This window comes from Modestobacter sp. NPDC049651, from assembly GCF_040659695.1.
GTDB lineage: Bacteria > Actinomycetota > Actinomycetes > Mycobacteriales > Geodermatophilaceae > Modestobacter.
In genome coordinates this window covers 585184-612135 of record NZ_JBFAOG010000001.1, presented here as the reverse complement: position 1 = coordinate 612135, position 26952 = coordinate 585184, and the positions used below count along the sequence as shown (strand labels likewise).

The following is a 26952-nucleotide window of genomic DNA, read 5'->3' as shown; positions in this document are numbered from 1 at the left end:
GTGACGGCGCGGCGGTTCCCGGACGACCCGACGTTCGCCTCGCGCGCCGAGCAGCTCTTCGCCGACGCGCTGCGTGACCACCTGCCCGACGACGCGGTCGTCTTCTGCGGCCAGCGGTTCAGCGACCGCCGCGAGGACCGCGAGGCCGACCTCATCGTCGCCTGGCCCGGCGTCGGCATCGCCGTCATCGAGGTCAAGGGCGGCAGCGTCTACCTGGCCGACGGTGAGTGGCGGCAGTCCGGCCGCACCCGCGACAAGGTGATCCACCCGGTCGACCAGGCGCGCATCTGCAAGTACGCCCTGCGCGACTTCCTCGACGGTCACCCCCGCTGGTCGGCCGGCAACCCGCGGCTCGGCCACCTCGTCGCGCTGCCGACCACCACGCTCCCCGACGACTTCCGCGCCCCCGACCTGCCGCGGTGGATGGTCATCGACCAGACCGAGCTGCCCTACGCGGCCACCCGCATCGAGACGGCACTGCGCAAGCTCGTCGACGTCCCCGAGCCGCCGACCGCCGCCGACGTCGAGGCGCTCGTCGACTGCCTCGCCGGCACCCTCATCCCGCAGCAGGACCTGCTCGCCGACCTCGCCGAGCGCGAGGCCGCCGCCGACCTGCTCACCCGCGACCAGGCCCGCGTGCTCGACTTCCTCGCCCTCCAGGACCGGGTCGAGATCCGCGGCGGCGCCGGTTCGGGCAAGACCTGGCTCGCCGTCGAGAAGGCCCGCCGACTGGCGAGCGAGGGCAAGCGGGTCGCGCTGATGTGCTACTCGCGCGGCCTCGCCGAGTACCTCACCCGGCGGACGCAGCAGCTCAAGCGCCGCGAGCGACCGGCGTACGTCGGCACCTTCCACAACCTCGGCATCGGCTGGGGCGTGCCCGCCGGATCGGACGACGACAGCGGCTACTGGGAGGAGCTGCTGCCCGACCGCATGGTCGCGCTGGCCGGTGCACTCCCCGAGAACGAGCGGTTCGACGCGATCGTCATCGACGAGGCGCAGGACTTCGCGGAGAGCTGGTGGGCCGCCGTCCTCGCCGCGCTGAAGAGCCCCGACGCGGGCTGCCTGTACGTCTTCGCTGACGAGGGACAGCGGGTGTTCGCCCGGCAGGGCCGCCCCACGGTCGACCTCATCCCCATCCCGCTGACGGAGAACCTGCGCAACACCAAGCAGATCGCCGGCACGTTCTCCAGCCTCGCTCCGGCGCAGATGCGCAGCCGCGGGCAGGACGGCGTCCCGGTGCGCTTCATCCAGTGCGCCACCGAGGACGCCGTCGGCGTCGCGGACGACGCGGCCGACGCGCTGCTCGACGAGGGCTGGCCGCCGCAGTCGGTGGCGCTGCTGACCACCTACAGCCGGCACCCGGTGCAGGCCGAGCGGCAGGCGCAGGGCCAGGACGCGTACTGGGCGAGCTACTGGGACGACGAGGACCTGTTCTACGGGCACGTCCTCGGCTTCAAGGGGCTGGAGCGGCCGGCGGTCGTGCTCGCGGTCAACGGGTTCCGGCTGGAGGAGCGGGCGCGGGAGATGCTGTACGTCGGCCTGTCCCGGGCGCGCGACCTGCTCGTCGTGTGCGGCGACCTCGACCTGATCGGCCGGGTCGGCGGCGAGGCCGTCGTCCGCCGGCTGACCGCAGGGTGAGCGGGCCGGCAGGGCGGTCGGGTGGCAGGGTGCCCGGCGTGGACATGAAGCTCGAGCTCGTGCCGATCCCCGTCGCCGACGTCGACGCCGCCAAGGCGTTCTACGCCGACCGGCTCGGCTTCACCGTCGACGTCGACGTGCGGCCGGCCGACGGCATCCGGGTCGTCCAGCTGACCCCACCCGGCTCGGCGTGCTCGATCGGGTTCGGCACCGGGCTGCCGGTGTACGCCGCGGAACCCGGCTCGATCCGCGGGCTGCACCTCGTCGTCGCCGACATCGACGCGGCCCGGGCCGAGCTCGTCGGCCGCGGGGTCGAGGTCGGCGAGGTCACCGACGTCGGCGGCGGTGTGCGGTACGCCGGGTTCGCCGACCCCGACGGCAACGGCTGGACCCTGCAGGAGATGTCCTGGCGCACCGGCGGAGCGTTCTGACGCCGTGAGCCTGCAGATGCGCGCGCTCGAGGTCGCCCTGCGGTTGGCCTACAAGCCGCGGATGGCCACCGCCGACCGGGCCCGCGAACGGCTCGCCGCTCCCAAGGGCAGCACCGAGCCGCCGGCCCGGCTGCGCAAGCGGCACGACGTCCGCAGCCGGCTGGTCGACGGCTTCCCGGTGCACACCGTGCTGCCCCGCGGCAGGACGCCGCAGCGGGCGGCGCTGTACCTGCACGGCGGTGCGTACGTCAGCGCCATCGCCCGGCAGCACTGGGCGCTGATCGGCGCGCTCGCCGACGCCGGCGTCCGGGTCGAGGTGCCGCACTACGGGCTCGCCCCGCAGCACACGTACCGGGACGCCCATCCGTTCCTCACCGAGGTCTACCGCCAGCTGCTGGACGAGACGGACGCGGTGACGATCGCCGGGGACTCCGCCGGTGGCGGGCTCGCCCTCGGCCTGGCCCAGACGCTGCCCGCCGCCGGGCTGCCCCAGCCCCGGCGGCTGGTGCTGCTCTCCCCGTGGCTGGACCTCACGCTCGGCCACCCCGACCTCCCCGCCGTCGAGGCCCGCGACCCGTGGCTGTCCAGCGCCGGGCTGCGGGTGGCGGCGGCGTCCTGGGCCGGCGGTGACGACCCGACCCAGCCGCGGCTCAGCCCCGGCAACGGGCCGCTCGACGGGCTCGCACCGATCGACGTCTTCGTCGGCACGCACGAGATCTGCCTGCCCGACGTCCAGTTGCTGATCGAGCGGGCCCGGGCTGCCGAGGCACTCGGGCAGGCGGAGATCTGCGTGGACGCCGTGCACGTGTACCCGCTGACCCCGACGCCGGAGGGCCGCGCTGCGGCCCGGCAGATCGTGCGGCGCATCACCGGCTGACCCCAGGGGCAGGACGGCGGGGCTACCGGCGGCGCCGGGGCCAGATGCCGGTCCGGCGCGGCTCGTCCGCCGGCTCGCCCCTGTCGGGAGCGCCCAGCACGAGCCGCGCGACCTCGGACGGCCAGCCGTCGTCCCCGGTCAGCGCGGCGAAGCTGCGGCCGACCATCCCGGCGACCTCCTCGGCCGGCAGCCCCGAGCCGAACACCACGTCGCGCAGCGCCCAGCCCTGCCCGGCCAGCTCGCTGGCCGCCACGGTCAGCGCCAGCCGTTCCACCAGTGGCGCCTCCAGCCGCTCCGCCGCCCAGCGCAGCCCCGACCGGAGCACCGCCGGGGGAGTGCCGCTCCCGAGGGTCAGGAACCAGTCGGGGTCCTCCAGCAGCAGGTGCCCCAGCAGCGCCGAGGACGAGCCGGCCGGCCACTCCCGCACCAGCGCGTCCCGCACCGCCGGCCGGCGGGTGGCCAGCCGGGCGAGCCCGGCGAGGTCGTCGGTCAGCGGCAGCACCGCGACGGGAGGATCGAGCCGCAGCGCCTCCTCGACGAGCGCGGCGGCCGCCCCGCCGACCTCGCTCAGCCGGCGGCCCCGCGCCGCCTCGGCGGCGAACGCCTCGCACAACTCGTCCCGGGTCAGGCCGGTGAAACCGGTCGGCACCTCGTCCTTGCCCGCGCCACCGAACACCGCCGACAGCGCGGCGGCGAGCTCCCGGTCGCGCAGCCGGTACCAGGCCTCCGGGTGCCGCTCCAGCGCCCCGCGCAGCGCCGCGTCGACCTGCGGGTCCGCCGACGCCGCCGCGCAGGCGACGTCCACGGCGTTCGGGGTGGCCAGCCACCAGCCGGCCTTTTCCGAGTCCAGCACCCCGGTCAGCTGCGTCGCCGTCAGCTCCGCCGGGTCCAGCCCCAGCCAGGTGTCGGTGAACAGCCACCGGTCCAGGGTCGCCAGCTTGCGCACCTGGTCGGAGCACAGCTCCTTCTTCGCCGCGGCTTCCAGCATCGCCCGCGCGCGGGAGAGCGCCTGCGGGTCCGGGGGCACGTCCCCTTCCGAGGAGGAACCGACGCGCACCTGCACGGTCGCGGTGTCGCCCATCGTCGACGCCGCACCGACGTGCAGCGACACCGCCGAGGCCAGCGCCCGCGGCAGCACGCCGAACACCACCTCGGCGACGTCGCACCCCGACGGGGTCCGCTCCGGCAACCCGACGGTGCCCGCGCCGGCGGCCACCGCCGCGAGCACCGCGGCCACGCCCGGCAGCAGGGCGTCGACGTCGTCCGCGCTCAGGGCCGGTACCGACCGGCGCGCCGACGGCACCTCCGCCGGCGGCAGCTCGCGGGTGGGCTCGGCGTCCGCGGGCAGCGCGTCGAGGAACCCGCCGTCCCGCCGCAGGGCCAGCACGTCCCGCGGGGTGAGCCGGCCGGCGCCGTCCCAGAGCAGGTGCACGAGGTGGTTGCCCGGCCGGCCGAACGCGTCGGTGCCCGCCGGCACCTTGCGGTAGGCGATCCGCCCGCCGGCGGCGTGCAGCAGCCCGAACGACTCCCCGGCGTCGGCGCCGATCAGCGCGCCCAGCGTCGAGCGGCTGTCGCCGACCTCGGCGGGCCAGTCCGCCGACAGCTGCACGACGCCGAAGCCCGGCCCCTCCAGCGTCCGGCTCGCCGAGGTGTAGACCAGCTGCGCGCAGGTGGTCATCGCCAGGGCCGATCGGCGGCCCGCGCGAACGCGGAGTCCAGCTCCAGGCCCTCGGCGGGCAGGAAGCGGTGCCGCGCGAGCAGCACCAGCAGCGGCTCCAGCACGCCCACCGGGGCGATAGAGGGGTAGCCGCCGTCCCTGGCCTCGGTGCCGGTCGCCGACACCGCGTGCACGGTCGGATCCGGCAGCCGGCCCAGCAGCGTCGTCAGCAGGTTGCTGCCGCCGTTGACCTCGAGGAAGTCGACCAGCCGGGCGCTGTTGTCCCGCACCTCCCCGAACAGCCGCGGCAGCCCGGCCAGGCTGATCTCCGGGTTGCGCAGCGTGCCGGCCGGGAAGTCCGGCCGGGCCAGCAGCTTGTCGGCCTTGCTCACGATCACCGAGGCCGAGACGCCGTCCAGGAAGCCGTCCTTGCGCAGGCCGCGGGCCGAGCGCAGCAGGTCGGCCAGGTTGACCAGCATCTGCGTGGGGCGGGCCATCCCGAGCGCCGCCTCGCCCGGATCGGCCACCGACTGCAGCCCGGGGAACATGCCCGGCGACAGGATGACCAGGACGGCGCTGGCCACGTAGAGGAACTGGCCGAACCGGCCCAGGTCCTCCTTGCGGTACAGCTGCTCCCCGGAGGCGTCGAACAGGACGACGTTGACCGACCGCTCCGGCCCGCCCGGCGCGGTGCGCCGCAGCACCAGCGTCAGCGGCTCCGGCGACTGGCCCTGCTCCAGCAGCGGCGGGGTCAGCGGCAGCTGCCGGTGGTCGACGAGCAACGGCTGGTGGTACTGCCGCTCGAACCGGTCGGCGCTGTGCTCGTCCAGCTCGACGGAGATGCCCAGCGGGGCCAGCGCCCCGGCGTGCAGCGCGTCGATCAGCACCGTGAGGTAGGTGCTCTTCGAGGCACCGGTCAGGCCGACCACCCCGACGACGACCGTCGGCCGCTCCAGGTAGTCCGGTGGCAGCCGGTGGCCGTTGGGGCACAGCGGAACGGCGTTGGCCGCGTCGTACGCCGCCGCGCGCGCCTGCCGGGACGGACCCGGCTCGGCCTGCCCGCTCCACCGGCCCTCGTTGAACCGCTGCCACCGCGACTTCTGCTGCGGAGCGCCGGCGGGACCCGGCGTGAACGACTCCAGGCACCGCGGGCAGACTGCGTTCCGGCTCGCCACCTCAGGCCACCAGCAGGACGTAGAACAGCAGCGTCGCGGCCGCGAACACCAGCAGCAGCACCCGCTGCCGCCGCAGGTAGCGGTGGCGGCGCGCTTCCAGCTGCTGCTGGGCCATCGCCCGCTGGTAGAGCCCGGACACGGCACCTCCTCGATGGGTCAGAAGACGGTGGTCAGAAGACGATGTAGGTGACGACGGTGAGGACGACGGCGGCCAGCAGCCCCAGCAGGACGGCGACGGCGAGCGCGGCCGCGTAGCCGGTGCGGGTGTCGGCGATCGCCCGCTCCAGCCGGGACAGCTGGAAGCGGACGGCCTCGCGGACCGCGGCGACCGAACGGAGGTCCTGCCACGCCGTCCGGGGAGCGGGGATCTCCGACGTCAGGCCGAGCCAGCGGGTGCCCTGCTCGACGTCGCGGGCGAGCTCGTCGACGGTGGGTCGCTGCTCGGGGTCCAGCCGCAGCGCGTGCGCGACGGGGTCGGCGAGGTTCGGCGGGAGGGCGGAGAGGTCCACCCGGCCGGCCTGGAGCTCGGCCCAGTAGTCGGCCGGTGGGAGTTCGTCGTCCGGGTCGACCGGGTGCCGCCCGGCGGCCGCGTAGGCGATCACCATGCCCCAGCTGTAGACGTCGCTGGCCGTGACCAGCGGCCGCCCCTGCAGCTGCTCGGGGCTGGCGAACAGCTTCGAGCCGAAGCCGGCCAGCGCGGTGGTGACCGTGCCGGGCGACCCCTCGGCGCCGAGGTACCGGCTGATGCCGAAGTCGACGAGGACGACGTCCCGGTCGGTGATGATGATGTTGCCCGGCTTCACGTCGCGGTGGACCACCTCGGCCGCGTGCACGTCCCGCAGCGCCCGCAGCAACCCGATGGCGATGCGGCGCAGCTCCTCGGTGCCGAGCCCACCCGCGCGGGCGGCGAGGAACTCGTCGAGCGGGGTGCCCGCGATGTACTCCTGGGCGTACCAGGGGCTGCCCGCGGCGAGGTCCTGGTCGACGATCCGGGCCACCCGGGGGCTGCGGACGCGCGCGGCGTTCTCGACCTCGCGGGCGAACCGCCGGCGCACCAGGTCCCCGGCCCCGGCCGGCAGGCACTTGACGACGACGAGCGGCCCGGCGGTGCCGTTCTTGCCGACGAAGACGTCGGCTCCCTGACCGCCGCGGGGCAGCCGGTGCACCAGCCGGTACGGCCCGACGGACGTCGGGTCGCCGGGCTCCAGCGGGTGCACGACCCGCTCGCCGAGCCAGTCGGTGAGCCCCTCGGTGGGGGAGGTCGCGTCTGCCACCGTGCCGGCCCCTCCCCGTCGTCGGATCGGCTGGCCGCCCACGGTAGAGGCTCGAGCTGTGTGAGCACCACGCCCGCCGGTCTGCGGCGGGCGGGACCAACGGGGCGAGCGTGGCCAGAGAGGTGCCGAGCGGCCGGTCGGCGGCCGGGTCCCCGTCATCAGCCCTGCTCAGGCACAGGATCGGCGCGTTCGTCGGTCGCACCAACGGGGGTTGGGTCATGTCGTCAGCAGCGTCACCGGTCGAGGAGCTGCTCGCCCGCTGGGTGAAGCGGAACCCGGCCAGCCCGGTCCGCGCGGTCGTCCAGCGCGCCGAGTCCCTCGGCTTCACCCCGGTGCTCCCGAGCGGTGAGCGCCGACCCAAGCACCTCGACCTGGTGCTCGGCGACACCATCCTGCAGGTCACGCCGCTGGAGCTCGCCGTCGCCGCCCCCGGCGTCCGCGAGGTCGCGGCCGGGCTGCCCGGCGCGGTTCCGACGGACGACGACGTCCGGCTGCCGTTCGCAGCGACCGATCCGTTCGCCGCACTGCAGGCCGTGCACCGCGCCACCACCGGGACGCCGGACGTCACGTGGCCGACCGCTCCGGTCGAGGCCCCGCCGCAGCCGGCGAAGCGCGGCTCGGTCGTGCTGGCCAGCGTGGGCGTCATCGTGCTGCTGGCCGTCGTCGTCGGCGCGATCACCGGCGGGTTCAGCGGCGCCCTCGTCATGCTCGGCCTCGCCGCCTTCGTGGTCGGCGCCGCGGCCGTCGTCGTCGGCCGCGCCCGCTGGGCGTTCATCGCCTCCCGCCGCGCGGCCACCGGCGTCCTCGCGGCCGGCCTGGTCGCGCTGGTCGCCGGCGGCGCCACCCTGCCGACCACCGAGACCGCCAACGCCGGCGCGTCGGCCGCCGCCACCAGCGCCGCGGCGTCGTCCTCGGCCGCCGCGAAGTCCGCCGCGGCCGTGGCCAAGGCAGCCGCCGACGCCGCCGCCGCGGAGGCGGCCACCAAGGCCGCCGAGGACGCGCTGGCCCAGGCCGAGGACGCCGACCCGTCCTCCGCCGTCGCTGCCCCGCTCGACATCGCCCCGCTCGCCGACACCGCCACCGCCACCGCGGTCACCGACGCCCAGCCGGCCTCCGCGCTGGCCGCGCTCGGCGCCGTGCCGGTCAAGGGCCGCGCGCCGAAGACCGGCTACAGCCGCGACCAGTTCGGCTCCGGCTGGGTCGACACCGACCACAACGGCTGCGACACCCGCAACGACGTGCTCGCCCGCGACATGAACGGGGATACCTTCAAGCCGGGCACCCGCAACTGCGTCGTGCTCACCGGCTCGCTCGCCGACCCGTACTCCGGCAAGACCATCGCGTTCCAGCGCGGGCAGTCCACCAGCGAGGCCGTGCAGATCGACCACGTCGTCGCGCTGTCCAACAGCTGGCAGACCGGCGCCCAGGGCTGGGACGCCGCCACCCGCACCGCCTTCGCCAACGACCCGCTCAACCTGCTCGCCATCGACGGCCCGCTCAACATGCAGAAGAGCGACGGGGACGCCGCCACCTGGCTGCCGCCGAACAAGACCTACCGCTGCGCCTACGTCGCCCGGCAGACCGCGGTCAAGGTCAAGTACGGGCTCTGGATGACCCAGGCCGAGCGCAACGCCATCGCCACCGTGCTCACCGCCTGCCCGACCGAGCCGCTGCCCGGCGGGGTGGTCGCCAACGTCCCGAAGACGGCGCCCACGACCGCCGCCGCGCCGAAGACGACCGCCGCCCCCAAGCCCGCGCCCGCCCCTGCGCCCGCGCCGAAGCCGGCCCCCGCTCCCGCGCCGAAGCCGGCCCCCGCACCCGCCCCGGCGCCCGTGCCCGTTCCGGTTCCCGCCCCGGCCCCGGCTCCGGAGCCCGCGCAGTCCGCCACCTACTACGCCAACTGCTCGGCCGTCCGCGCCGCCGGCGCAGCTCCGATCTACGCCGGCCAGCCGGGCTACAGCAGCAAGCTCGACCGGGACGGCGACGGGGTCGCCTGCGAGAAGTGAGGCGGCGGAGCTGATCAGCCGTTCGTGTCGGCGACGGCGAGTCCGTCGGCGCGCCATGCGGCGAGCAGCTCCTGGTCGCCGCTGGCCGCGACCAGCTCGTTGTCGGCGACCGACAGGGCAGCAGCGGCATGGACTGCGTCGTAGCCGGGCAGGCCGTGCCGCAGTGCAGCCGCCGAGGCCGCCCGAAGGCGTGGCCCGTCCGCCGGTACGACGGTCACCTGGCTCCACAACTCGTCGAGGAGCTCGCCGGCGGACTGTCGATCGGGCCGCGCGAGCCGGCCGGCCCGTTCGGCACGGGCGAGTGCCGACACCGCCTCAACGTGGCCGATCGCCGTGCACGCGACCACGTCGGCGTCGTCCCACAGGCGCCGACAGCGGGCCGAGGAGGGCTCGGTCACCAGCAGCGGCACGAGCGCCGACGTGTCGAGGTACACGATCACCGGCGGTCGGCGATCACGGTTTCCGAGAGCGCGACGTCAGCGACGACCGGGTCGGGTGCCGGGCGCTTGCGCTGAACCGGGGGCTGGACGACGCCCTCGGCGATCAGCCGCTCGAGAGCGGTGGGAGCGACGACGGGGCTGATGCGAGCCACCGGCGTGCCGTGATCGGTCACGGTGATCGTGGCGCCACGGCGGACGTCCGCGAGGTGCTTGCTCAGGCCATCGCGCAGCTCGCGCACCCCGATGCTCGTCATGCTCGCCTCCATGTCGCCACAATCAGTAGCGAATTGTAGCCACAAATCAGCTGCTCAGCGCACCCGATCGAGGGCTGCGGTGAACGAGGAGTTCCACTCGCTCAGGTGCGGCCAGCGCGCGCGGACGGCCGCGGTCGCCTCGGCCGCGGTGAGCCCAGAGCTGCGGCGCAGCCACGCCCGGAGCACCAGCCCGGTGCGGGACTGCCCGGCGTGGCAGTGCACCAGCACCCGTCGTCCGTCCGCGCGCAGCGCCGCGATGTCGGCCAGCACGTCGTGGAGCACCGCGTCCAGCTCGGTGTTCGCGTCGTCGTCGGTCAGGTAGGCGATCCGCTGCACCTCGTGGCCGAACGGCGTCCCGGTGCGGCACAGCGACACGACGGCGAAGTCGGCAGCGGACGCCCGGGCGCCGTCCAGGTCCGCCGCCCACACGCCGTCCGCCACCTCGCGGGGCGTCAACCCTGCGGTGGTCGGCGGGTCGTAGAGCGAGGCCCGAGACCCGTCGAGCGCCGCGGCCAGCCAGTGCAGGTCGGCCAGCCGCCACTCGCGGTCGGAGCCGGGCACCCGGCCGTGGACGGCGGAGGTCCACCGCATCGGGATGCCGGCGATGCCGAACACCGCGCCGGCCAGCCCGCCGGCGATCGCGGCCACGGTGTCGGTGTCGCCGCCCAGGTCGACCACCCGGCGCAGCACCCCGGCGAAGGTCGACTCCTGGCGCAACGCCCACACCGCCTGCGCGAGCGCCGTCCACACCGCGCCGTTGCCCTCGGTCGCCCGCTCGGGCGTCCAGTCATCGGCGAGCGCGACTGCCCAGCGGTCGCGGTGCTCGGGCAGCACCATCGCCAAGGCGTCGGGCAGACCAGCGAGCGGGTCGCGACCGTCCAGCGCCACCCGCACCAGCTCGTGGAACACCGCGCAGCCCTCGCCGGCCGCCGGGTCGCCGTGGGTGAGCGCCGAGATGCGCCGGGCGGCGTCCATCGTGGCCGCGGTGCCGGAGCGCGCGAAGAACAGCGCCGCAGGCGTCGTCCGCATCAGCGAGCCGTTGCCGGCGGCGTGCCCGGAGCGGGCGAAATGCTCGGCCGCCGCGACGTCCCACGGCCGGCCGGAGCCGAGGACGGCGCGCGTCTGGTTGCCGATGTCCGGCGGGTCGGCGGCCGCCCAGCGACCGAACCGGTCGAACAGGTCGGCCTCGTCGAGCCCGCCCCGCTCGACCAGCGACGTCCCGACGAGCAGGGCCATCTGGGTGTCGTCGGTGAACTCGCCGGGCGCCCAGTCCAGCGAACCGCCGCCGCACATCTCGGTGGCGACCCCGCGCGCGTCGGCGGGGAAGCGGGCGCTGAACTGCCCGGCCGGGCCGAACTCGAACGGGGCGCCGAGGGCGTCGCCGACGGCCGAGCCGATGAGCGCGCCGGCCACCCGGTGGCTGCGGGGGATCGTCACCGCCCGAGCATGCCGGAGCGCACCCACCGGCCGCACGCGGTGTGGGAGGGTCCCGCGACATGACGAACGTGGCCATCGAGGTCGACGGCCTGGTCAAGGTCTACGGCGACCTGCGCGCCGTCGACGGCGTCAGCTTCACCGTCGCCGAGGGCGAGTTCTTCGGCATCCTCGGCCCCAACGGCGCGGGCAAGACGACCGTGCTGGAGATGGTCGAGGGCATCCGCGAGCCCGACGCCGGCACGATCGCGCTGCTCGGCGAGGCGGTCTGGCCGCGCAACCCGCGGCTGCTGTCGCGGATCGGCGTCCAGCTGCAGGCCAGCGCCTTCTTCGACCGGCTCACCTGCCGCGAGCAGCTGCAGACCTTCGGCGACCTGTACGGCGTCCCGCGGCGCCGGGCCGACGAGATGCTGGAGATCGTCGGGCTCACCGAGAAGGCCGACGTCCGGGAGAACGACCTCTCCGGTGGGCAGCGGCAACGGCTGTCGATCGCCTGCGCGCTCATGCACGCGCCGGCCGTCGTCTTCCTCGACGAGCCCACCGCGGCGCTGGACCCGCAGGCCCGCCGCAACCTCTGGGACCTGCTGCGCACCATCCAGGCCGGCGGCACCACCGTCGTCTACACGACCCACTACATGGACGAGGCCGAGGTGCTCTGCGACCGGGTGGCGATCATGGACGCCGGCCGCATCCACGCCCTCGACACCCCGGCGGCGCTGGTCCGCGGCTTGGAGGCGGCCACCCGGGTCGCGCTGCCCCGCGGCGTGCTGGACGCCGACACCGCGCGCGGGCTGCCCGGCGCTGACGGCGTCACCGAGACCGACGACGAGATCGTGCTGTCGACCCGCGAGCCGGCCGAGCTGGTCGCCGCGCTCGCCGGGCGCCGCGCGCTGGACGGGGTGAGCGTGCGCACCGCCACCCTCGAGGACGTCTTCCTCACCCTCACCGGACGGGAGTACCGGGCATGACCACCACCGACGCCCCGCGCACCGCGGCCCCGGGGCTCACGCCGGGCGCCGTCCGGCCCACCGCCACCGGCCAGCTGCGCTCGCTGTCCCGGGCGATGCTGCGCAGCTTCTTCCGCGACCGGGCGTCGCTGTTCTTCACCTTCTTCTTCCCGCTGATGTTCCTGGTCGTGTTCGGCCTGGTCTTCCGCGGCGGCGGCGGCAGCGCCACCGAGCTCGCCGTCGTCGGCGACGGGCCGGTGATCGCCGCGCTGCCCGACTCGGTGGTCGACGCGCAGCGCTACGAGACCGCGGACGCCGCCATCGCGAAGGTCGAGGACGGCGACCTGCCCGGCGCCCTGGTCGAGGACGGCGACCGGGTCATCCTCTACTTCGCCGCCACCGACCAGGTGCAGGCCGCCACGCTGCAGCAGGTCGTCTCCTCGGTGGTCAACGGTGCGAACCTCGCCGCCACCGGGCAGCCGCCGTCGATCGCGCTGGACGCGCAGCGGGTCGAGTCCGACGAGTTCGAGCCCATCCAGTTCCTCGCCCCGGGCATCCTGTCGTGGGGGATCGCGACGTCCGCGACGTTCGGCGCCGCGCTCACCCTGGTCTCCTGGCGGCGCCGGCAGCTGCTGCGCCGGCTGCGGCTCTCACCCGCACCGGTCGGCACGATCGTCGGCGCCCGGCTCGGCGTCTCGCTGCTGGTGGCCGTGCTGCAGACCGTGCTGTTCCTCGGCGTCGCGATGCTGCCGGTGTTCGGGCTGCGGCTGGCGGGGGACTGGTGGCTGGCGCTGCCGATCCTGCTGTGCGGCACGATCGCGTTCCTGTCGATCGGCCTGCTGGTCGGATCGGTCGCGAAGACCGAGGAAGCGGCCAGCGCGATCGCCAACTTCGTGGTGCTGCCGATGGCGTTCCTGTCCGGCACGTTCTTCGACCTGTCCTCGGCGCCGGCCTGGATGCAGGGGCTCAGCAAGGTGCTGCCGCTGGGCTGGATGAACAACGGCATCACCGACGTGCTGGTGCGCGGGCAGGGGATGGGTGCCGCGTGGCTGCCCTGCCTGGTGCTGCTGGCGTTCGCCGCGGTCGTCGTCGCGGTCGCCACCCGGGTGTTCCGCTGGGAGGACCGGGGCTGACCCGCCCTGGCGACCAGGTGATCACCCCGGGCCCAGCGTTGCCTCGTCAGCGATGAGGCAACGCTGCACCCGGGGTGATCACGTCGCGGCGGGGGAGCCGGGCAGCAGCGCGACCGACGCCGGGGGCAGGTCCGCGGCGGGGCGGGGCTTGGAGAACAGGTAGCCCTGCCCGGCGTCGCAGGCCAGCCGCTCCAGCAGGGCCAGCTGCTCGGCGTCCTCGATGCCCTCGGCGACCACGGTCAGGCCGAAGGCGTGCGCCGCGTTGATCATCAGCCGCACCAGCTCGACCGTGCCGGGGCCCGGGGAGCTGACGAAGCTGCGGTCGATCTTGAGCGTGTCGACCGACAGGTGCTGCAGCTGGCCGATCGAGGTGTAGCCGGTGCCGAAGTCGTCGATGCTCACCCCGACACCCAGGGCGCGCAGCTCCGCGAGCCGCTCCGCGGTGGAGAGCCGGTCGACCAGCACCGTCTCGGTGATCTCGACGACCAGCGCGGACGCCGGCAGCCCGGACGCCGCCAGCGCCGCGGCGACGTCGTCGACCACGCCCGGGCTCGCCAGCTGCCGCCCGGACACGTTCACCGCCACGGTCAGCTCCGCGGCCGCGGGGTCGGCGGCGCGCCAGGCGGCCAGCTGCCGGGTGGCCTCACCCAGCACCCACCGGCCGACCTCGCAGATCAGCGTCGACTGCTCGGCCACCGGGATGAACAGGTCCGGCGGCACCAGCCCGTAGCCGGGCCGCTCCCACCGGATCAGCGCCTCGTAGCCGAGCAGCCGGCCGGTCGAGAGCGCCAGCACCGGCTGGTAGTGCAGCACGAACTCGCCGGCGGCCAGCCCGGTGCGGACGGCGTCCTCCAGGCAGGCCTGCTCGTCCAGCTGCCGGCGCAGCGCCTCGTCGAACAGCTCCACCCGCCCGCGGCCGGCGGTCTTCGCCCGGTAGGTCGCGGCGTCGGCGTGGTGCAGCAGTGCGTCGGCGTCCGTGCCGCCGTCGGAGCTGACCGCCGCCCCGATGCTCACCCCGACCGTCACCTCGCGGCCGCCCACCGAGATCGGCGCGGCGACCGCGGCGATCAGCCGGTCGCCGAGGTCGAGCAGCTCGCCCGACTCCTCCAGCGGCTCGACCAGGACGACGAACTCGTCGCCGGCCAGCCGGCCCACGGTGTCACCGACGCGCACGACCGCGCGCATCCGCTGGGCGACGACACGCAGCACCTCGTCACCGGCCTGGTGGCCGAAGGTGTCGTTCACCGCCTTGAAGCCGTCGAGGTCCAGCGCCAGCAGTGCGAGCTGGGTGCCGCTGCGCCGGGCCCGGTGCATCGCGGCGCCGATGAGCTCCAGCACGTGCGCGCGGTTGGCCAGCCCGGTGAGCGAGTCGTAGGCGGCCTGGTGGGCGAGCTCCTGCTGCAGCTCGGTGCGCCGCCGGCCGGCGGCCACGATCTCCCGGATGGCCAGGTGCATGCGGGCCACGACCAGGCCGAACAGCGCCACCGAGGCGACGACGACCGGCCAGCCCTGCACGGCCAGGTGGAACGTCAGCTGGACGGCGAGCGCCCCCGGCGCGACGAGCACCGCGATCCCCAGGGCGGCGAGCCGGCGGCCGCTGAAGGGTGCGGGCTCCCCGGGGCACCGCTCCGACAGGCTGCGCATCGAGGGGTGCAGCGCGGCCGCGCCCCAGAGCACGTAGGAGGCGAGCCACAGGAGGTCGAACGCCCCGCTGTCGTAGTCGGTCCGGGCGGTGATCACCGCGTAGCCGACGTCGGCGAGCAGCATGGTGCCCACGGCGGCGCCGAGCAGCCGGAACGACGCGGTGCGCGCGCCGGGGGTCGTGACCAGCCGGGCCAGCAGGGCGAGCAGCAGGATGTCGCCGGCCGGGTAGGCCAGGCTGACCAGGCGGGTGGGCACCGCCTCGGCGGAGTGCACGATCGGTCCGGCGATCACCAGCCAGGACACCAGGCCCAGCGCGATCGTCACGACGGCGCTGTCGATCGACCCGGCCAGGTCGAGTCGGCGCTGCCGCACGCGGATGAGCACGACGATGCCGCCCCCGAGGATCGGGTAGGCGGCCAGGTAGAAGGCGTCGGCGGGCGAGGGGTAGGGCGACACGTGCAGCACGTCGTCGTACCAGGAGAACAGCGCGTCGGCGGTCACCCAGCTCAGCTGCCCGGCGGCCATGGCCCACCAGGCCGCCGGTCGCGCGGGCCGGTGCAGGCGGATGCCGGCCACGACCGCCGCGACGCTGGACAGCCCGACCGCCACGTAGGCGCTGTCCCGGGGGATGCCGGCGGGCAGCAGGAAGTAGCCGGCGAGGACCACCCCGCCGGCCGTCGCGTACGCGTGCCAGGCCTTGACGTTCACGCCACCCCATCGGACGGCGTGCGGGCGCCCTTGACCGGTCCGGGAGCCGGGTGGACGCCGCGGCGGTGCGCGCGTGGTGCCGCAACGGAACCGCCCGGTATCGCTTCCAGCGGCCTGACCTGCTGTTTCCGTTACGGACGTGTTTCGTTCAGCGCAGTCGGCGGTGCGGGGACGGGTTCCGGCTGGATCCCCCGGTGGGGGGAGGTGGCTCAGCCGGGCGGACGGTGCGTGCCCTGCTCCCGTCGCTCGGCCGCGGACGGTGGCCGGCGCACCGTGATGCCGGCGTCGGTGAGCATGCTGAGGTCCAGCGACCAGTCGACGGTGTTGCGCCGCCGCCACACCGCGGCCGCCTCGTCGATGTGCCGCGCGGTCTGCGCCGCCGACCAGCCGTTCACCGCCGCCAGGTGCGCCCGCGCCTCGGCGTCCCGCCCCTTGATGCTCGCGAAGCCGTAGTGCGTGGCCTCGTGGCAGTCGTGGCAGAGGCAGATCAGCCGCCGCAGGTGCTGTGTCCGGGTCGCCTCGTCGTAGGCCCAGCGCTCGTGCGCCTCGAGCTGCGCACCGGCGGCGCCGCACGCCTCGCAGTGCCAGTCGGCGCGCCGGTAGACCATCTTCCGCAGGCCGTCCCACTGGCTCGGCTCCACGCAGCTGCGCACGTTGGTGAACCAGCAGCTGCGGGGCACCAGGTCGACGAACAGCCCCCGGCCGAATGCGCGGTCCTCGCCCGGGAAGTGCGTCGGGACCGGCCCGGACGGCGGCGCGACCGGCGTCCGTTGCTCCCGTTCCTGCTCCTTCGGGCGCCACCGGGCCAGCCCCGGCAGCAGGTCGGCGCGCGGCGCGTACCAGCGGCGCGCCTCCTGGTCCCAGCGGGCGCCGGCCGCCTTCGCCTGGTCCTTCTCCGCGTAAGGCACGTCCAGCCACAGCCGCTCCGCCATCGGAACCTCCCCCTGGTCACGACGAGGGGCCGAGTGTGCCGCACACCGCACGGTCCTGTCTCGGTTTTCTCCGCGCCGTCGGCCGTTCACCCCGCCGGGTGACCGGGACCGGCGGGTTCCGCTCGGGCGGTCAACTGCGGGCCCGACCCCGACGACGTCTGCTGGGTGAGCTGGTCGACCGCGCCCGAGGTGGCGACGCCGCGCATGATGGCGCGCGTCCTGGCGACCTTCTTCGTCTCCGGTGGCGCAGCCGCGCTGCTCGCCGCCACCGGTCTGCACGGCGCCGGTCGCTGGGCGCTCGTCGGGCTGGCGCTGTGCGCGGTGGGCTGCGGAGCCGCATCCTCCCGGTTCGGACCGCGCTGGCCGCGGTCGGTCTTCCACGCCCCGGTCGCCTCGGCCGCCGGGCTGATCGTCGCCGCCGTGCTGGTCAGCCCCGACTCGGCGACCGCGGTCGCGGCGGCCTCGGTGATGTCGTTCGTCGCGGTCGACGCGTTCTTCTTCTTCAGCCTGCCGCTCGCGTACCTGCACATGGTCGGGGGCGTCGGCGCGGTGACGATGGCGCTGCAGCTGCAGGGCGACGTCCCGCTCCCGCTGGCCCTGGCGCTGGACTCGGTGATCGTCGCGCTGGGCGTGGTCACCCGGGGGCTGGTCATCCGGGCGTCCAGCGCGAGCCGCGACCCGCTCACCGGGCTGGCCAACCGCCGGGGGTTCGACGACGTGCTGCAGGAGCTGCTCGTCTCGGCGTCCCGCACCGGTGAGCCGCTGTCGGCCGCGCTGCTCGACCTCGACCACTTCAAGCAGATCAACGACACCGCCGGGCACGAGGCCGGCGACCGGGTGCTCTGCCGGGTCGCCGAGGTCTGGAGCCTCGAGCTCCCGCCCACCGCGCTGCTCGCCCGGCACGGCGGCGACGAGTTCGCGCTCCTGCTGCCCGGGGTGGCCGGGCCCGCGGCGCTGGCCCTGGTCCGGCGGATCGCTGCGCTGCACCCGGACGTCGGGATGTCCTGCGGGATCGCCGAGCGGCAGCCCGGCAACAGCGGCGCGGACCTGATGCGCCGCGCCGACCGCGCGCTCTACGACGCCAAGGCCGCCGGGCGCGGCCGCAGCGAGCTCGACGGGAACGTCGGCTCCCCGCTCGCCCGCGACCTCGCCGCCGCGCTGACCGCCGGGGAGATCGAGGTGCACTACCAGCCGATCGTCACCGTGCCCGGCGGCGCGGTGACCGGCGTCGAGGCGCTGGCCCGCTGGACCCACGCCGGGCGCGGCCCGGTGCCGCCCACCGAGTTCGTGCCGGTCGCCGAGCAGGGCGGGCTGGTGCACGCGCTCGGCGAGCACGTGCTGCGCACCGCGTGCGCGGAGCTGGCCGGCGTCCGGTCTAGGACGGGTGCGCAGCTCACCGTCGGCGTCAACGTGTCCGGCCGCGAGCTCAACGACCCCGGCTACCCGCAGCGGGTTCGCGCCGTCCTGGCCGAGACCGGCTTCCCCGCCGGCCACCTCGTGCTGGAGGTGACCGAGAGCCTGCTGGACGGCGAGTCGCCGAGCGCCGTCGCGGCGCTGCACGCCGTCCGCGCGCTGGGCGTGAACGTCTCGATCGACGACTTCGGCACCGGCTGGTCGTCGCTGAGCCGGCTGGACACGCTGCCGGCCGACATCCTGAAGCTGGACCGCTCGTTCATCGCCACGCTCACCGACTCGCCGCGCCGGGCGCAGATGCTCCGGGACCTGGTCACGATGTGCCGCGGGCTGGGCCTGGACGTGGTCGCCGAGGGCGTCGAGACCGGCGAGCAGGCGGCCGCGGTGCGCGACGTCGGTTGCGAGTTCGCGCAGGGCTGGCTGTACGGCCGCGCCGTCCCGCTGCCCGCCCTGCTCGCCGGGCCGGCCCTCGCGCAGCCGCTGGCCGGTGCGGCCCGCAGCACCTGACGCGCCCGGCGGGTCCCGGCGGAGCCGTTCCCGTCAGCCGGCCGCGACGCCCGACGTCGGCCCGGCGCTGCTGCCCGCCGCGGTCGACGTGGGCCCCGCGGTCGACGTGGGCTCAGCGGTCGTGGCGGGCGCGGTCGGTTCCGGGGTGGTGGTCGGCTCTGGGGTGGTGGTCGGCTCTGGGGTGGTGGTCGGTTCTGGGGTGGTGGTCGGTTCTGGGGTGGTGGTCGGTTCTGGGGTGGTGGTCGGTTCTGGGGTGGTGGTCGGTTCTGGGGTGGTGGTCGGTTCCGGGGTGGTGGTCGGTTCCGGGGTGGGCGGTGCCGGGGACGGGGGGACCGTGGTCTCGACCGGTGCCGCGTCCTCCGTCTCGGCCGGCGGCGCAGTGCTCGGCGCGCGCGACCCGGAGGCGGTGGGCTCCGGGGCGGTGGACTCCGGGGTGGTCGTCTCCGGGGTGGTCGTCTCCGGGGTGGTCGTCTCTGGGGCGGTCGTCTCCGGGGCGGTGGACTCCGGGGTGGTCTCCGGGGCCGTCCTGAGCGCGACCGCAGGCACGGGCACCTCTGCTGGGACGACCGGCTGCGGCGTCACCGCCGGGCGGAAGGCAGGGGAGCTCGACGTCGGTGCTGCGGGCGGCGGCCCGTCGTCCGCGGTCGGGGCTGCGGCTGCGACGCTCGCCCCGCCGTCGGTGCGGAACAGGTCGCTGCCCAGCGCAGCGGTGCCGCCGAGCAGCAGGACACCGCCGAACCCGACGGTCCCGACCATGACCGCGGCCCGCCGCCGCGCCGACCGGGACGTCCGGGGCTGCGGGACGGCCACCGTCGGCCCGGTGCCGAGCAAGCCGTCGAGCCCCGTGCCCGGGGGGCCGGCCGCAGACCCCTGCGCGGCAGCGGCAGCGGCGGCGGCCAGCGCGCCCGCCGTGGGGTGCCGGTCGGCCGGGTCCTTGGCCATGCCGCGGGCGACCACGTCGTCGAGGCCCGGTGGGAGGCCGGGGACGACGTCGGTGACCCGGGGTGGTGCCTGCTCGAGGTGCGCGCGCGCCAGTTCGGGCCCCGGGGTGCCGGGGAACGGGCGCTGCCCGGTGAGCAGCTCGAACAGCACGCAGGCCAGCGCGTACACGTCGGTGCGGGCATCGGCCGCGGGGTCCCGGCGCAGCCGCTCGGGGGCCAGGTAGTCGAACGACCCGATGGTCGCCGCATCCGGTGCGGGCTGCCCCGCGGTGGCGCCGACCGACCGGGCCAGCCCGAAGTCGACCAGGTAGAGGAAGCCCTGCGGGGTGACGAGCAGGTTGGACGGCTTCACGTCGCGGTGCACCAGACCCGCGCGGTGTGCGGCATCGAGGGCGAGGGCTGCCTGGTTCAGCAGGGGCAGAGCCCGGGCCAGCGGCAGCGGGGCCTCGCGGGCGATGAGCCGGGAGAGGTCCTCGCCGTCCACCAGGCGCATGTCCAGGAACAGCCGGCCGTCGATCGCGCCGAACCGGTGCACGGGCACCACGTGCGGGTCGGTCAGCTGGGCGACGGCGTGGCTCTCCGCGAGGAAGCGGTCCGCGAAGCCGGGCTCGGCCGCCAGCGACGGGCGCAGCAGTTTGAGCGCCACCACCCGGTCGTGCTCCCGGTCCCGGGCCCGGTACACCTCGCCCATGCCGCCCTGCCCCAGCAGTTCCTGGAGCTCGTACTGGCCGAAGGAGGTCGGAAACGCCAAGGAGCTTCTCCCGTGCACGGATCGGTTGCGCTGCTTCTGTCCTCTCCGCCGTCCCCGTGCCCTCCGCCGGGGAAACCGGCCGGTGCGCTTCGTCACGCGACCGCAAAGAACCCGGCGCGCCCCAGCAGCCACCCGCGTCGCCGCGGTCTCCTGCGCGTCACCCGGGTGCAACGCAACCGTGGGACGCTCGGCGTCGTGTCTGCACCACCTGGGCCCGAGCCCGCGGCCCCCCGCACCGCCGAGCACGCCCGTCTGGCCGAGTCCGCCGACATGTCCGCCCCGTGGCGGATGTGGGGCCCGTACCTGGCCGGCCGGCAGTGGGGGACCGTCCGCGAGGACTACTCCGCGGACGGCGACGCCTGGGCGTCGTTCCCCTTCGACCACGCGCACGCCCGCGCCTACCGCTGGGGTGAGGACGGCCTCGGCGGGCTCTGCGACCGCTACGGCTTCCTCAACTTCTCCGTCGCCATGTGGAACGGGAAGGACCCCGTCCTCAAGGAGCGCCTCTTCGGGCTGACCAACGAGGAGGGCAACCACGGCGAGGACGCCAAGGAGTACTGGTGGGCCGTCGACGGCACGCCCACGCACTCGTGGATGCAGTGGCTCTACCGCTACCCGCAGGCCGAGTTCCCCTACGCCGAGCTGCGCGAGGTCAACGCGCAGCGCAGCAAGCTGGAGCGCGAGTACGAGCTGGCCGACACCGGCGTGCTCGACGACGACCGGTTCTTCGACGTGCAGGTCACCTACGCCAAGGACTCGCCGGAGGACGTCTGCATCGTCGTCTCGGCCACCAACCACGGCCCCGAGGCCGCGCCGCTGCACCTGCTGCCGCAGGTCTGGTTCCGCAACACCTGGTCGTGGGGCGGCGACAAGCGGCAGGGCACGCTCAGCCAGCTGCTCGCACCCACGCTGACGGTCAACGGGCTGGAGGCGGTCGAGGCCGAGCACGGGGCGCTCGGCCGGTACGTGCTGGCCGCCGAGGGCGCGCCGACGGTGCTGTTCTGCGACAACGAGACCAACGCCGTCGCGCTGTTCGGCGCCGAGCGGAACCTCAGCCGGTACCCGAAGGACGGCATCAACCGCCGCGTCGTCCACGGTCAGCGGGACGCCGTCAACCCGGCGGACTCGGGCACCAAGGCCGCGTTCTGGTACCAGTGGGACGCCGTCGCGCCCGGGGAGACCGTCCAGGTGAAGCTGCGGCTGCGCCGCGACCACCCGGACGAGCAGATGTTCGGCGACGAGTTCGAGGGCGTGCTGGCCCAGCGCCGCGCGGACGCGGACGAGTTCTACGCCAGCGTCATCGACGACAGCCTGGACACCGACGACCGGCACGTCGCCCGCCGCGCCTACGCCGGGCTGCTGTGGACCAAGCAGCTGTACCGGTTCGACGTCAGCCAGTGGCTGGACGGGGACCCCGACGTCCCGGCGCCCGAGTCGCGCCGGGGACGCGGCCGGCGCAACACCGGCTGGCGGCACCTGGCGCTCGCCGACGTCATCTCGATGCCCGACGAGTGGGAGTACCCGTGGTTCGCCGCGTGGGACACCGCCTTCCACTGCCTGCCGCTGGCGCACGTCGACCCCGCATTCGCCAAGGAGCAGCTCGTGCTGATGTGCCGCGAGTGGGCGATGCACCCCAACGGCCAGCTGCCGGCGTACGAGTGGGCGTTCGGTGACGTGAACCCGCCGGTGCACGCGTGGGCCGCGTGGCACGTGTACCGGCTCGACGGGTACCGCGACCAGCAGTTCCTCATCCGGGTGTTCACCAAGCTGCTGCTGAACTTCAGCTGGTGGGTCAACCGCAAGGACGCCGACGGCTCCAACGTGTTCGAGGGCGGCTTCCTCGGCATGGACAACATCGCGCTGTTCGACCGGTCCGCGCCGCTGCCGCCGGGCTACAAGCTGGAGCAGTCCGACGCGACGAGCTGGATGGCGTTCTACTGCCAGCAGATGCTCAAGATCGCGCTCGAGCTGTCGCGCAACGACCAGGCGTGGGACGGCGTCGCGACCAAGTTCTTCGAGCACTTCCTGGCGATCGCCCGCGCGATGAACGCGTTCGGGTCGCAGGAGGTGTCGCTGTGGCACGAGGACGACGGCTTCTTCTACGACGTGCTCGTCTCCCCGGACGGGACGGCGGAGCCGCTGCGGGTGCGCTCGATGGTGGGGCTGCTGCCGATCCTGGGCGCGACCGAGATCCCGGGGTGGGTCAGCCAGCTGCCGGACGTCGCGAACAAGGTGCGCTGGCTGCAGAAGCGCCGGCCGGAGCTGATGGGCCCGCTGCGCAGCCGGTCGACGCCCGAGGGTCGCAAGATGATCCTGTCGCTGGTCGACAAGGAGCGGTTGCAGCGGCTGCTGCAGCGGATGTTCGACCGCGACGAGTTCCTCTCGCCCTACGGCATCCGCTCGCTGTCGAAGGCGACCGGGCAGGTGTTCGCCAACGTCGGCGGGCGGGACGCGTCGATCGAGTACGAGCCGGGGGAGTCGCACACCAAGCTGTTCGGCGGGAACTCGAACTGGCGCGGGCCGGTCTGGTTCCCGGTGAACGTGCTGCTGGCCGACAAGCTGCGCACGCTCGGCCGGCACTACGGCGACTCGCTGACCATCGAGATGCCGACCGGCTCGGGCCGGCAGGTCACGCTGGTCGAGGCCGCGGACATCATCGACGACGGGCTGACCGCGCTGTTCCGGCCGGTCAACGGCAAGCGCCCGGCCGACGGCAAGCGCATCGAGGCCAGCGACTCGCCGCTGTGGCGGGAGCACCCGACGTTCAGCGAGTACTTCGACGGCGACACCGGCGAGGGGCTCGGGGCGACGCACCAGACCGGCTGGACGGCGCTGGTCGCGCACCTGCTCAACCCGCGGCTCCCACCCGACCCGCGCTGGGCCTGAGAGGCCGGCGGACCGGCCGTGCTGGTCTGGTCTCACTGCCCCAAGAAGTGTGAGGTCAGCCGTCTTCGCCTTCCTTCCGAGGCGGCGCCGTCCGATGGTCTCGGGAGACGCCACGGAGGGAGAGCAATCAATGGGTCTGATCCGCAAGAGCATGTCGCTCGGCACCATGGGCCTGGTCAACTACCGGAGCAAGGACGAGCGGACGGCCAAGTACGCCAAGCAGACGCGCAACGCCGCCCGCGTGCAGGTCGCCCAGACGGCGATGATGATCGAGAACCAGCGGCAGCAGCTCGCGGCCGCCGATCACGCGAACGTCCGCGAGGAGGTCCGCGACATGCGAGCTGTGCAGGCCCCGGCTCCCTCACCGGTGGGGCCGCCCCCGGGGTTCTACAACGACCCCGACGACCCGGCTGTGCTGCGGTGGTTCGACGGTTCGCAGTGGACCGGGATGACCAAGCCCGTCGAGGGCTGACCGTCGAGCCGGACCGCCGGACGCGCGCCCCGGCTTCCTCGGACGAACACTCCGAGGAGGCCGGGGCGTCGTTCGTCCGTGCTCGTGTCGGACCCTGCTGGCAGGGTGCCCGCCGGTGCTCGAAGGGGGACGAGGCATGGACGACGACGCGCTGGCCGAGCTGGCGGACGCACTGGGCGTGGACCCGCGGACGGCGTTGCGGGCGCTCGGTGGGGGCTGGCGGCGGGCGGACGTGCGCGGCCGCGAGTGGCCGGTCGACCGGTGGACCGGCGCGACCTGGTTCGTCGCCGGGAAGCCGCGCCAGGTGCTGCTGGGCGTCGACCACGCGCAGCTGGTGCTGGCCCGCCCGCTGGTGCGCTGGGACCCCGGCCCGGTGCTCGGCTGGACCGACGCGCGGGAGTTCGCCCGCGACGACGTGACCTTCCAGCCGGACCTCCTGGCCGACGCTGTCGAGGACGTCGTCCGGGCGAGCCGGCGCCGGCTGCGCTGGTGCCGCACCTGCCGGACGGTGCACGCGCCGGAGGACATGCACGACCGCGACGACTGCTCGGCCTGCGCCGCCAGCCACCGCGGCATCCGCCCCTGACCCGGCCGGGGCTGCCCGGTCGGACGCGGCCGGTCAGCGGTTCGGGAAGGTCGGCGCGGGGCGGTTGAACGGCGGCCACCAGGACGTCGGCGGTGCCGGCGCCGCCGAGGTCGGTGGAGCCGGAGCGGTCGTCGTCGGTGGTGCCGGCTCGGTCACCGGCGGCGGCACCGGCACGCTGACCGTCGGCGGCGGCGGCTCCACGACCGGCGGGGGCGCCGGCTCGCTGGGCACCTCGCTGGTCGCCGGGGGCGGCTCCGGCGGCGGGCTGCTCGCCGGCGGCTGCTCGCTCGGCGGCGGGGTGCTCGGCGCGGGCGCCGGGGGCGGGGCCGCGGTCCGCCGCGGGACCGGTGCCCGGCTGGTCCGCGGTGCGGCTGCCTCCTGCGGCTCCTCGGTCGCCGGCACCGACGCCGCGGCCGGGCTGGGCGTCACGGGCACCGGCATCGGCGTCGGTGTCGGCGTGGCGGACACCGTCGTGGTCGCCGCCGGCCGCGCTGTCGGGTCCGCGACGCCGTCCACCTCCGCGGCCGACGGGGTGACCGGCCGGAGCACGGTCCCGCCCAGCACCGCCCCGCCGAGCAGCAGCACCGCACCCGCGCCCACGGTGAGCACCGCCCGCACCCCGCGGCCCCCCACCCCGGGCCGGCGCACCGGACGGGTCACGACCCCGCCGGTCAGCCCCGGGCGGCGGGCGCCCAGCAACGTGTCCAAGCCGACGTCCGCCGGTTCCTCCGCGGCGGCGACCGGGAGCACGGCGTCGCCGTGCACCGCGGCCCGGGCGGCGGCCGCGAGCGCACCGGCGCTGGCGTACCGCGCCGACGGCACCTTCGCCATGCCGCGCGCCAGCACCGAGTCGAGGTCGGCGGGCAGTTCGGGCCGCAGCGAAGTGACCCGCGGCGCCCGTTCGCTGAGGTGCGCCCGCACCACCGCGTCGCTGGTGTCCAGCGGGAACGGCGGCCCCCCGGTGAGGCACTCGAACAGCACGCAGGCCAGCGAGTAGACGTCCGACCGCGCGTCCGGCTCGGCGCCGTCGAGCACCCGCTCCGGCGCCAGGTAGTGCGGCGTCCCGACGGTCGTCCGCTCGACCGGCGACGCCGCGCCGATCGCCTCGGCCAGCCCGAAGTCGACCAGGTAGACGAAGTCGTGCGGCGCGACCAGCAGGTTCGACGGCTTCACGTCCCGGTGCAGCACCCCGGCGGCGTGCGCGGCGTCCAGCGCGTGGGCCGCCTGCTCGACCAGCGCGACCGCCCGGGCCGCCGGCAGCGCGCCGTCCCGGGCGAGCAGCCGGGCCAGGTCGGAGCCGTCGACCAGCCGCATGTCGATGAACGGCCGGCCGTCGACCTCGCCGAACCGGTGCACCGGGATGACGTGCGGCTCGGTCAGCTGCGCGACCGCGTGGCACTCCGCCGCGAAGCGTGCGGTGAACGCCGGGTCGGCGGCCAGGCCCTCGGGCAGCAGCTTCAGCGCGACGTCCCGCTCGTGCTGCTCGTCGTGGGCCAGGTGCACCTCGCCCATGCCGCCCCGGCCGAGGAGGCCGCGCAGCTCGTACGGACCGAAGTGCGTCGCGTCCGCCACCGGCCACCCCCTGCCGTCCGACTGGGCCTGACGCTAGAGCCGGGTGCCGGCACCGGCGCGCGAGCCGCGCGCCGGCGCCGTCGTCCGGCCCCGTGTTCCCGACGCTCCGCGACCGGTGGGTGACGATCCGCTGCACCCGATCCGGTCGCGCGGCGCCGGACGCGGTCAGGTCAGCCGTCGGGCGGTGGTGAAGCTGCCCATCGCGTCGAGGCTGACCACCTTGACGACGCTGCCGCTGGTCGGTGCGTGCACCATCTGGCCGTTGCCGATGTACATCCCGACATGGCTCACCGGGCTGTAGAAGAACACCAGGTCACCGGGCCGCAGGTCGGCCCGCGACACCGGCGTGCCCAGCTTGGACTGGGACAGGGACGAGTGCGGCAGCTTCACCCCGGCCGCCGCGTAGGCGTACTGGGTGAGCCCGGAGCAGTCGAAGGCGTCCGGGCCGGCCGCGGCCCACACGTAGGGGTCACCCTGCTGGGCGAGCGCGGTGTCGACCGCCTTCTGGGCGGCGCCGTTGGGCGCGGGAGCGGGTGCTGCGGCGACCCCGCCGCCGCCGGAGCTGGAGGCGAAGGCCGGCAGCGGGGTGAGCGCCACCCCGGCTCCGACGAGCACCGCCACGGCGGCGCGGCGGGAGCGGGGCAGGATGGACGTGCGTGCAGTCGTCATCGACGACGGTTCTCCTCGTTCTCGACCGCCTACCGGGTGAGCTGACGGGTTCGGGCGGGAACTCGCCCGGCGGCGCGGTGGCCGCTTCACCCCAGACGTGCGGTGGGTCCCCGGTCCGGCCCGCCCCTGGCGGGGGCGGGCCCGTTCGGCGTGCCCGGCGGGGGTCGCCATCGGCGACGAGGACCCGGCGGGCGCGCTGAACCTATGAGCGGGCGCAGCGCTCCGCAGGGGGACAGCACGTCACGGCTGGTGACCCCGTGTGGTCGGCGCGCCCGGGTGCTCGGGACTCGCCGTCGGTGAACTGCGCGGTTCCGGAAGGGGTGGAGAACACTGCGGAAGACGGCCGCGGACGACTGCGCCGGACGAATTCCCGGGGCCTGCGCGCGTCCCTGCACACCGTGAGCAGCCCGGCCCGCGTGTCAGCGGGCGCGCTGCCAGTCCCGCGGGCTCAGCCCGTACGCCTCCCGGAACCGGCGGGCGAAGTGGCTGGGGTCGGCGAACCCGTGAGCCCGCGCGACGGCAGCCACCGACCGCCGGCGCCCGGCAGGGGAGGCGAGCGCCCTCCGGGCCGCCTCCGGCCGCCCGGGGTGCCGGTCGACCTGGCC

22 protein-coding genes, 1 pseudogene and 1 riboswitch are annotated in these 26952 nt (G+C 75.2%); of the genes and pseudogenes, 10 read left to right on the top strand and 13 right to left on the bottom strand.

Annotated features, from left to right (window positions below):
- The 3 genes from AB0J00_RS03030 to AB0J00_RS03020 are packed head-to-tail and all read left to right on the top strand — an operon-like array spanning position 1 to position 2946.
- On the top strand, positions 1–1638 hold the full coding sequence (locus tag AB0J00_RS03030) for an NERD domain-containing protein (protein ID WP_357739937.1): 1638 nt from the start codon (positions 1–3) through the stop codon (positions 1636–1638).
- Positions 1639–1682: 44 nt separating this feature from the next.
- The gene (locus AB0J00_RS03025; protein ID WP_357740127.1) at positions 1683–2069 is read left to right on the top strand and encodes a VOC family protein; all 387 of its coding nucleotides are present in this window, start codon (positions 1683–1685) and stop codon (positions 2067–2069) included.
- A 4-nt stretch (positions 2070–2073) separates the two neighbouring features.
- Positions 2074–2946 carry an alpha/beta hydrolase gene (locus tag AB0J00_RS03020; protein ID WP_357739934.1) on the top strand — a complete coding sequence of 291 codons (873 nt, stop codon included), beginning with the start codon at positions 2074–2076 and terminating at the stop codon, positions 2944–2946.
- A 22-nt stretch (positions 2947–2968) separates the two neighbouring features.
- Here the strand turns inward: AB0J00_RS03020 and AB0J00_RS03015 are convergent, their stop codons facing one another.
- The 4 genes from AB0J00_RS03015 to AB0J00_RS03000 are packed head-to-tail and all read right to left on the bottom strand — an operon-like array spanning position 2969 to position 7052.
- Positions 2969–4624: a hypothetical protein gene (locus AB0J00_RS03015; RefSeq protein ID WP_357739931.1), complete on the bottom strand. Its 1656-nt coding sequence runs from the start codon at positions 4622–4624 to the stop codon at positions 2969–2971.
- Positions 4621–5778, bottom strand: coding sequence for a hypothetical protein (locus tag AB0J00_RS03010; RefSeq protein WP_357739928.1), 1158 nt, complete (start codon positions 5776–5778; stop codon positions 4621–4623). Before AB0J00_RS03010 ends, AB0J00_RS03015 begins: the two co-directional genes overlap by 4 nt.
- 1 nt (position 5779) lies before the next feature.
- The gene (locus AB0J00_RS03005; RefSeq protein ID WP_357739926.1) at positions 5780–5917 is read right to left on the bottom strand and encodes a hypothetical protein; all 138 of its coding nucleotides are present in this window, start codon (positions 5915–5917) and stop codon (positions 5780–5782) included.
- Between the two features lie 31 nt (positions 5918–5948).
- Positions 5949–7052 (bottom strand): serine/threonine-protein kinase, encoded by a 1104-nt coding sequence (locus AB0J00_RS03000; RefSeq protein WP_357739923.1) that lies wholly within the window; start codon positions 7050–7052, stop codon positions 5949–5951.
- A 218-nt stretch (positions 7053–7270) separates the two neighbouring features.
- Here AB0J00_RS03000 and AB0J00_RS02995 point away from each other — a divergent pair, with 218 nt between their 5' ends.
- Entirely contained in the window at positions 7271–9058 is a 1788-nt protein-coding gene (locus tag AB0J00_RS02995; protein ID WP_357739920.1) for a DUF1524 domain-containing protein, read from the top strand.
- A 14-nt stretch (positions 9059–9072) separates the two neighbouring features.
- Here AB0J00_RS02995 and AB0J00_RS02990 read toward each other — a convergent pair whose 3' ends face one another.
- Genes AB0J00_RS02990 through AB0J00_RS02980 form a run of 3 tightly spaced genes read right to left on the bottom strand, consistent with a single transcriptional unit; the run spans position 9073 to position 11189 of the window.
- Complete coding sequence (locus tag AB0J00_RS02990) at positions 9073–9498, bottom strand: type II toxin-antitoxin system VapC family toxin (protein ID WP_357739918.1); 426 nt, start codon at positions 9496–9498, stop codon at positions 9073–9075.
- Positions 9495–9752, bottom strand: a complete 258-nt coding sequence (locus tag AB0J00_RS02985; protein WP_357739915.1) for a type II toxin-antitoxin system prevent-host-death family antitoxin — start codon at positions 9750–9752, stop codon at positions 9495–9497. The genes AB0J00_RS02990 and AB0J00_RS02985 overlap by 4 nt, the downstream gene beginning before the upstream one ends.
- A gap of 54 nt (positions 9753–9806) precedes the next feature.
- Complete coding sequence (locus tag AB0J00_RS02980) at positions 9807–11189, bottom strand: ADP-ribosylglycohydrolase family protein (RefSeq protein WP_357739912.1); 1383 nt, start codon at positions 11187–11189, stop codon at positions 9807–9809.
- Positions 11190–11248: 59 nt separating this feature from the next.
- Between AB0J00_RS02980 and AB0J00_RS02975 the strand changes: the two genes are divergently transcribed.
- Both AB0J00_RS02975 and AB0J00_RS02970 read left to right on the top strand, forming a co-directional pair.
- Entirely contained in the window at positions 11249–12154 is a 906-nt protein-coding gene (locus tag AB0J00_RS02975; protein WP_357739909.1) for an ABC transporter ATP-binding protein, read from the top strand.
- Positions 12151–13266 (top strand): ABC transporter permease, encoded by a 1116-nt coding sequence (locus AB0J00_RS02970; protein WP_357739906.1) that lies wholly within the window; start codon positions 12151–12153, stop codon positions 13264–13266. The genes AB0J00_RS02975 and AB0J00_RS02970 overlap by 4 nt, the downstream gene beginning before the upstream one ends.
- A gap of 78 nt (positions 13267–13344) precedes the next feature.
- Here AB0J00_RS02970 and AB0J00_RS02965 read toward each other — a convergent pair whose 3' ends face one another.
- Together AB0J00_RS02965 and AB0J00_RS02960 are read right to left on the bottom strand one after the other, a co-directional pair.
- Positions 13345–15618 carry an EAL domain-containing protein gene (locus AB0J00_RS02965; protein WP_357739903.1) on the bottom strand — a complete coding sequence of 758 codons (2274 nt, stop codon included), beginning with the start codon at positions 15616–15618 and terminating at the stop codon, positions 13345–13347.
- Between the two features lie 209 nt (positions 15619–15827).
- Positions 15828–16550, bottom strand: coding sequence for a DUF5710 domain-containing protein (locus AB0J00_RS02960; protein WP_357739901.1), 723 nt, complete (start codon positions 16548–16550; stop codon positions 15828–15830).
- Positions 16551–16715: 165 nt separating this feature from the next.
- Between AB0J00_RS02960 and AB0J00_RS02955 the strand changes: the two genes are divergently transcribed.
- Positions 16716–18470: a bifunctional diguanylate cyclase/phosphodiesterase gene (locus AB0J00_RS02955; protein WP_357739900.1), complete on the top strand. Its 1755-nt coding sequence runs from the start codon at positions 16716–16718 to the stop codon at positions 18468–18470.
- 33 nt (positions 18471–18503) lie between these two features.
- On the opposite strand, the gene AB0J00_RS02950 is transcribed toward AB0J00_RS02955, so the two are convergent.
- Positions 18504–20162: a serine/threonine-protein kinase gene (locus AB0J00_RS02950; protein ID WP_357739898.1), complete on the bottom strand. Its 1659-nt coding sequence runs from the start codon at positions 20160–20162 to the stop codon at positions 18504–18506.
- A gap of 195 nt (positions 20163–20357) precedes the next feature.
- Between AB0J00_RS02950 and AB0J00_RS02945 the strand changes: the two genes are divergently transcribed.
- The 3 genes from AB0J00_RS02945 (at position 20358) to AB0J00_RS02935 (ending at position 24106) form a co-directional block, all read left to right on the top strand.
- On the top strand, positions 20358–23048 hold the full coding sequence (locus AB0J00_RS02945) for a glucosidase (protein ID WP_357739895.1): 2691 nt from the start codon (positions 20358–20360) through the stop codon (positions 23046–23048).
- 130 nt (positions 23049–23178) lie between these two features.
- On the top strand, positions 23179–23520 hold the full coding sequence (locus AB0J00_RS02940; RefSeq protein ID WP_357739892.1) for a DUF2510 domain-containing protein: 342 nt from the start codon (positions 23179–23181) through the stop codon (positions 23518–23520).
- 136 nt (positions 23521–23656) lie between these two features.
- The gene (locus AB0J00_RS02935; protein WP_357739890.1) at positions 23657–24106 is read left to right on the top strand and encodes a hypothetical protein; all 450 of its coding nucleotides are present in this window, start codon (positions 23657–23659) and stop codon (positions 24104–24106) included.
- 33 nt (positions 24107–24139) lie between these two features.
- On the opposite strand, the gene AB0J00_RS02930 is transcribed toward AB0J00_RS02935, so the two are convergent.
- From AB0J00_RS02930 to AB0J00_RS02920, 3 genes and pseudogenes are all read right to left on the bottom strand, one after another.
- Positions 24140–25678, bottom strand: coding sequence for a serine/threonine-protein kinase (locus tag AB0J00_RS02930; protein ID WP_357739888.1), 1539 nt, complete (start codon positions 25676–25678; stop codon positions 24140–24142).
- A 165-nt stretch (positions 25679–25843) separates the two neighbouring features.
- Positions 25844–26347, bottom strand: coding sequence for a C40 family peptidase (locus tag AB0J00_RS02925; protein WP_357739885.1), 504 nt, complete (start codon positions 26345–26347; stop codon positions 25844–25846).
- A 31-nt stretch (positions 26348–26378) separates the two neighbouring features.
- Positions 26379–26462: riboswitch (cyclic di-AMP (ydaO/yuaA leader) on the bottom strand.
- 304 nt (positions 26463–26766) lie between these two features.
- Positions 26767–26910 (bottom strand): annotated as a pseudogene (locus AB0J00_RS02920) (helix-turn-helix domain-containing protein); the annotation flags it as partial.
- Positions 26911–26952: the final 42 nt, after the last annotated feature.

Bases quoted from the DNA above. Each gene is read 5' to 3' on its own strand.
- AB0J00_RS03025 (WP_357740127.1), top strand. From the start codon at position 1,683: ATGAAGCTCGAGCTCGTGCCGATCCCCGTCGCCGACGTCGACGCCGCC.
- AB0J00_RS03015 (WP_357739931.1), bottom strand. From the start codon at position 4,624: ATGACCACCTGCGCGCAGCTGGTCTACACCTCGGCGAGCCGGACGCTG.
- AB0J00_RS02995 (WP_357739920.1), top strand. From the start codon at position 7,271: ATGTCGTCAGCAGCGTCACCGGTCGAGGAGCTGCTCGCCCGCTGGGTG.
- AB0J00_RS02985 (WP_357739915.1), bottom strand. From the start codon at position 9,752: ATGACGAGCATCGGGGTGCGCGAGCTGCGCGATGGCCTGAGCAAGCAC.
- AB0J00_RS02975 (WP_357739909.1), top strand. From the start codon at position 11,249: ATGACGAACGTGGCCATCGAGGTCGACGGCCTGGTCAAGGTCTACGGC.
- AB0J00_RS02970 (WP_357739906.1), top strand. From the start codon at position 12,151: ATGACCACCACCGACGCCCCGCGCACCGCGGCCCCGGGGCTCACGCCG.
- AB0J00_RS02960 (WP_357739901.1), bottom strand. From the start codon at position 16,550: ATGGCGGAGCGGCTGTGGCTGGACGTGCCTTACGCGGAGAAGGACCAG.
- AB0J00_RS02940 (WP_357739892.1), top strand. From the start codon at position 23,179: ATGGGTCTGATCCGCAAGAGCATGTCGCTCGGCACCATGGGCCTGGTC.
- AB0J00_RS02935 (WP_357739890.1), top strand. From the start codon at position 23,657: ATGGACGACGACGCGCTGGCCGAGCTGGCGGACGCACTGGGCGTGGAC.
- AB0J00_RS02925 (WP_357739885.1), bottom strand. From the start codon at position 26,347: ATGACGACTGCACGCACGTCCATCCTGCCCCGCTCCCGCCGCGCCGCC.